The following is a 6,227-nucleotide window of genomic DNA, read 5'->3' as shown; positions in this document are numbered from 1 at the left end:
GAGAAAGAATTGCGCAAGCGCAATTCGAATTCCGGCGCAAGCGCCGGAATGGAATTCCGTAAACGGAATTCCGAAAGGAATCCGATTCGCGCAAGCGCGAATCGGAGGCACCCGCGCAAGCGCGGGTGCCTAGGCTGGCAGCAAGGGGTAGTGCATCACGCGCGGGTCCGTGTAGGGCTTGGGATTCCCAGCTACCACCCTTGCAACGGATGTGACAGGCCGTCGGCCTGACGGGGTGCCGACCCCGTGGTAGCGACGGGTTCCGCTGCGCTCCACCCTGAACCCCTCCCCCATCGTCTGACTGTCCCGACGTGTTCACCAATGCCTGTCAGCATATAGGACAACCGGCCGTTCGTAGATGGGGTTGAGTCAGGTGTCACCCTCGGGCGCAGAAGGTGGTGCGCGGATGATGCATCACGAGTCATCACTGTGTAGAGTCTGGGATCAGATGCTACACCCCTACCGCCGCGCACTTTGCGCCTGGATTCCATTTGCTATTACGTGCTGCATTTTGCGAAAAGGAGAACACGGGGCATGGCCGTGAAGCTGCGTGATCACCAGATCGAGGCCGTTGCCGCCATTGTGCGCGGTCTTGATGTTCCGCCGGGTGGAATCCCCTGGAATGGTCTTCGCGGGCAGGTGCACGCCGCGTGTGGCACGGGGAAGACCATCATGGCGGCGGTGGCGGCGAGGCGGCTTGTACCCAGGGGGCGTGTGCTCGTGTTGGTGCCGACGCTGGATCTGCTGGCGCAGACGGTGAGGGCGTGGCACGAGGCCGGGCACAAGGGGCCGGCGGTGGCGGTGTGTTCGCTCCAGGACGATCCGGGGCTGTGGTCGTTGAGGGTGCGCTCTACGACGAACCCGATCCAGTTGGCGCTGTGGCACGGGCGGGGGCCGGTGACCATCTACGCCACCTACGCGTCTTTGGGTGTTCTGGCGGAGGCGTTCGAGGGTGTCTACGGTCAGAAGCTTGATCGAGTAGACCTCACGGTGGTTGATGAGGCCCACAGGACAAGTGGCTCGATGGGTAAGGCCTGGGCGGCCATCCACGATCAGAGCGTCATCCCGGCAGCACGCCGGCTGTACCTGACGGCCACACCACGGATCTGGGAAGAGCGGCTCAACCGGGAGATCTCCGAAGGAGTCCGTGACCCGCTGCCGCGGGAGATGGCAGCTTCCATGGACGACGAGAGCGTCTTCGGGCCCGTCCTCTACAAGCTCTCGCTCGCATCAGCCGTCTCCCGGGGCTTGCTGGCGCGCTATCAGATCATCGTCCTGGAGCTCCAGGACCCGGTTGTCACCCCGGAGCGGCTGATGGGCGAGGAGCGGCGCAGTGAAGAGGTGCGCGGTCAGCGGCTCGGAGCCTTGCAGGCCGCGCTCCTGCACACGATGGCGCAGCACAACCTGTCGACGTGCATCACTTTCCACCACCGCACCATCGAGGCACAGGCGTGCGCGGAGGGCCTGGAGCAGGTGGCTGCGAAGCTGCACGCGGATCAGCCCGAGACCTACCCCAAGCGCATCTGGGCCGACTGGCTGTGCGGCGAGCACCTCCCCGAACACCGGCAGGAAGTCCTCGGCTCGTTCGGGACCACGGCGCAGCGCGCCGTGCTCTCCAACTGCCGGGTCCTGGGCGAGGGCGTCGACATCCGCGCGGTGGACTCCGTTGCCCTACTGGACCCCAAGGGGGCGCCGCACGACATCGTCCAAGCCATCGGCCGGGCACTCCGGCAAAAGCCGGGACAGGGCAAACTCGCCTCCTTGATCGTTCCTGTCTTCCTCCAGCCCGGAGAAATGCCCGAGGATATGTTCACCTCGGGGTCGTATCGCCCGTTGGTGAAAGTCTTGGAAGGTCTGCGCGCTCACGATGAAGAAGCCGTCGAGCTGCTCGCCATTCCCCAGGAGCCTCAGAAGGATGTCGCCCAACCGTCCGTGAACATCGGCACGCCGCCCGAGGAAGGCGAAGCCGAATCACGGTTGCTGCTCCGTTTCGCCGCCCCACGCGACCCGGTGATGGTCGCCGACTGGGTCTCCTTCAACGTCATCGACACCGAACGCCAGGACTGGGCCCGCGGCTGGGCGAAGCTGAAGACGTACGTCGAACGGGTCGGGAACGCGAGGGTGCCCTACGGACACCGAGAGGGCGCGACACCACTTGGACAATGGGTCGCGGAACAACGACGCGCCTACGGAGCCGGGGAAATGAACGGGCAGCGCGCGCAGCGCCTGGAGCGGCTCGGCATGGTCTGGTCCGTAGCGGATGAGCGGTTCCAGGAAAATCTGGAAGCCGCCAAGGCGTACTACGACCAGCACTGGACCCTCTGCGCCCCCCGGACCGCCAGCACGCTGGACAGGCCGTTGGGGATGTGGCTCGCGAATTTGCGGCGTCCAGGTGCGCTGGACGACCACCCCGAGTGGAAGACGGCACTGGAAGCCATCGACGAAGACTGGAACCCCGCCTGGCCGGCCGACTGGCAACGCCACTACGCCGCACTCCGCGAACTCGTACGCGACGAAGCGGGCCAAGCCGACGTCCTTCCCGGCCTCACCATCCACGGCATGGACATCGGGAAGTGGCTGGCCCGGCAGCGGAAACCGGAAGTCTGGCAGGCCCTGACGGGCGGACAGCGCGAACGCCTGGAGGCCGCTGGCGTCGCCCCTCCGCCCGTGCCTGCGGCCCCGGTGGAGACGGACGCGCCCGCGAAGCCGTCCGCGACGCCCGCGGGTGCCTTCGAACGGGGCGTGGCGGCCCTGGCTCAGTACAAGGCCCGCACGGGCTCTGTGACGGTCCCCAGGGCCCATGTTGAGGAGCTGGAGGATGGCGCAGAGGTCAAGCTCGGGGTGTGGATCATGAACCAGAGGGGGCGCCGCGCGAAGCTCACCCCCGACAAACTCCAGGCGCTGGCTGATCTCGGACTCAACTGGGCAACGTAATGATTCCGGAGATATCGCGATAGACCGGGTGTCGAGTCGGCGCTGCGATCGCATCTGGTGGCTCGTGGAAGCCGGGGAACGCTTCGGGGGGATGCGCTGATGGGTGATGTGTTTGTGGGGCGCGCTGATGAGCAGAACCGGCTGCGTCTGCTGTTAGGGCAGTTGGGTGGGGTGGGCCCTGATGAGGGTCATGTGGTGCTGGTGCGTGGCCAGGGTGGGGTGGGCAAGAGCACGCTGCTGGCGCGGATGCGGGAGATCGTGGGTGAGGAACGTCCTCGGCGTGGTTGGCGGCGTGAGCGGCTGACGGCGGTGTTCCTGGACTGGGGTGAGAACCCGTTGCGGTCGGTGGCTGCTGCGTCGGCCGATGGTCCGGAGGTGTGGCGGCTGCTGGCCGCTGTCGCGGCGGCTCTTGAGGAAGCGTGCGGGGCGGCGGCGGAGCGGGCTTTCAACGATTTCCGCCGGCAGGCGTCGCAGCTGCCGGAGATGGTGGAGCGGGCCAAGAATCGGATGCTGCTGGACGAGCACGGCAGTGCCCAGCCGGTGATCACCGGCAAGGAAGCGCAAGGGCTACTCGCGGATGTGAGCGGTCTCGGTCTGGCAGCGGCCGGAATCCCGGTCGGTCAGAAGTCTGTGGAAAAGGCAATAGCGGGAGTTTTCACGGCCGGGTCGGTGGCACACCGGCTGCGCCATGGGACCGTGGATGCGCAGGTGTTCCGGCAGCTGATCGATGCCAAGACCGAGTTGGTGCAGGCTTTCGGGCAGGGCTTGCGGACACTGGCCCGGCGACAGCCGGTCGTGGTCATCATGGACACCTGCGAGCTGCTGGGGCCCACGCTGCTGGAGCTGCACCAGATCATTGCCCGCAGTGGCCCGCGCACGGTGTGGGTGCTGGGGACGCGTCTGGAGGACGGGGAGCAGCGGGCCGAGCACAGCATCGCGGAGCGGCTTTTGCGGGGCGTCCAGCACACTCGGCTGCACGACATGCCGCTTCTGGTGTTCGACGATGACAGTGCCGCTGCCTATCTTTCCGCGCGCCAGCCAGCCCTGAGCCGGCAGGAAATCACTCAGGCGGTCAGTTTCAGCCGCGGACTGCCGCTGGCCCTGGCACTGATCGTGCAAGCGCTGAAAACCGGCATGCACATCGAGGAGATCTGCGAGCGCCCGACCGACGCGTACGGTCTTCCCTCGGAGGTGGTGCAGAAGCTGGCGCTGCGTTACCTCACCCACACCGCCACGGTCCCTGCCCTGGCTGACGACCGCTCCAAACTCTGTGCTCTGGCGTTGGCCCAGTACAACGACCCCGACGTTCTCGCCGTTCTGTGGAACGTGCCGGCTGCCGACGTCCGCACGGTCACGGACCGGCTGACCGCCCGCCACGACTTCATGAGCAGCCACCACCGTGTCCTGCACGACGATGTCCGCGCCGCGATCCTCAACCTCCTGCTCCGCAAGGACGAACGCGCCGCCGTGCGGGAGGTGAACCAGCGTGCCGCCGACTTCCTGCGTGAGCGCGCCGGCCGCGCAGGACATCAAACTGTTGATGAGCAGCTTGCCGATGATCAGTGGCAGCGGGACATCTCTGCACTCGTCTGGCACACCTTCTGGGCCGACCCCCGCACCGGCACCACCCTCCTGCTGCAACTGCTGCCCTGGGCCGAACCCGTTCCCGACTTCCGCGACCAGCTCATCCAGCACGCCCAGTTCTTCGCGCCGACCTGCCTCCCAGACACCGCCGCCACCCTGACCGCGCTCAGAAGCTTCGGCGACAGGTTCGGGTGGGGCTGGTCAGCCGGGGAGGAACGTGAGCGTCGCGCGGCCCGCCGGCGTGTGGAGGCCGCCTCCACCACCGTCCCCCCGGACGTCGCCGCACAGCCCCCGGCCAGCGTCTACCGCAACCTGTGGGCCGCAGCCACCGCTGCAACAGCCGCCCTGCCCCCGGCAGACGCCGTAGCCCTCCTACGAACGGCTGCGTACCACACCCTGCCCCCGGACACAGCCACCGCACGACGCATCGCCAGCGTGGCCTCCGACCTCACCCGCGGTTGGCGTGCCATGCGCGGCATGACTACCGCGGAACAGCAGGACGAACTCACCCTGCACGAGATCATCGTCCGCCACGACCCCACCAACGGCGACGCTCATAGGGTCTTTGGCGACTGCCTCGCCACATCCGGACGATGGCAGGAAGCCGAAACCGCCTACCACCAAGCCCTCCACCACAACCCCACCAACAGCAACGCCCACAACGGCCTCGGCGACTGCCTCGCCGAAGCCGGACGATGGCAGGACGCCGAAACCGCCTACCGGCAAGCTCTTCACCACGACCCCACCAACAGCGGCGCCCACAACGGCCTCGGTTACTGCCACGGCATGGCCGGACGATGGCAGGACGCCGAAACCGCCATCCGTGAAGCCCTCCACCACGACCCCACCAACAGCGGCGCCCACAGCAACCTCGGTTACTGCCACAGCATGGCCGGACGATGGCAGGACGCCGAAACCGCCATCCGTGAAGCCCTCCACCATCATCCCACCGACAGCAGCGCCCACAGCAACCTCGGCTTGGTGCTGTGGCTGCGGGATGACACGACAGGTGCCGAGTCTTGCTTTCGCTCCGCGTTGAGCGCTGACGCTCGCTCGATCGCCGCTCCTCCTCGCCTTGGCCTCCTGCTTCTCCATACGGGACGAACGGATGAGGCGCGGGCTGTCTTGGAGAATGCGCCTGCGGGCGATGTGCGACGCGAGTTGTTCCTTGCCGTCGCCCTGCATGCTTCGGAACCGGCCCGCGTGTCCGCCCGCCTACAGGCCGCGCTCGCGGCCAGCGAGCAACCCTTCACCCCCCGGCGTGTCACGACCCCGTTCACCCGGGCTCTAGACCGGGCGTGGGCCCTGGCCGCGACAGGACGCGGCACGGAAGGCGCCGCTGTACTGCGCGCAGTGTCCGCCACCCGAGTTGCCCACGAGATGTTCGAAACGCCCTTCTACGACCAGCTCGCGAAGGTGATCGACCCTGCGCAGCTGGAGCCCATCCTGCAGGTGTGGCGCGAGATCATCGCAGCCGACCCACACGCCTGCGGAGTCTGGGGACCCCCACCCCCCGCCACCCCCTAACCCGTTCGATGCGGTGCACGACGCTCGTACCGCCGCCCCGGACCGAGAGGGCGGCGGTGGCGCTGGCAGGCCAGACCCCCGGGCGTGCTGTGCGGCTTGGGGGTCTTTCGCTTGAACAGGGTCAGCGGGACCGTGCCTCAGGGCCTACGCGCACTTCAGTGCGATGCCCCGGGGTTCAGAGG

Annotated in this window: 2 protein-coding genes; both read left to right on the top strand. The window is 67.3% G+C overall.

Annotated elements, in window-relative coordinates:
* Window positions 1-534: 534 nt before the first annotated feature.
* A complete protein-coding gene (locus tag ACFWP5_RS51400; RefSeq protein ID WP_384174033.1) occupies window positions 535-2,934 on the top strand; it encodes a Helicase associated domain protein in 2,400 nt (799 codons plus the stop codon).
* A gap of 99 nt (window positions 2,935-3,033) precedes the next feature.
* On the top strand, window positions 3,034-6,045 hold the full coding sequence (locus ACFWP5_RS51395; protein WP_384174030.1) for a tetratricopeptide repeat protein: 3,012 nt from the start codon (window positions 3,034-3,036) through the stop codon (window positions 6,043-6,045).
* Window positions 6,046-6,227: the final 182 nt, after the last annotated feature.

This window comes from Streptomyces sp. NPDC058469 (assembly GCF_042721125.1).
Taxonomy (GTDB): Bacteria; Actinomycetota; Actinomycetes; order Streptomycetales; family Streptomycetaceae; genus Streptomyces.
This window is presented reverse-complemented; position numbering and strand designations above follow the sequence as displayed.

What these genes read in the sequence shown, in the direction of transcription:
- ACFWP5_RS51400 (WP_384174033.1), top strand. Translation starts at nt 535, where the DNA reads ATGGCCGTGAAGCTGCGTGATCACCAGATCGAGGCCGTTGCCGCCATT.
- ACFWP5_RS51395 (WP_384174030.1), top strand. Translation starts at nt 3,034, where the DNA reads ATGGGTGATGTGTTTGTGGGGCGCGCTGATGAGCAGAACCGGCTGCGT.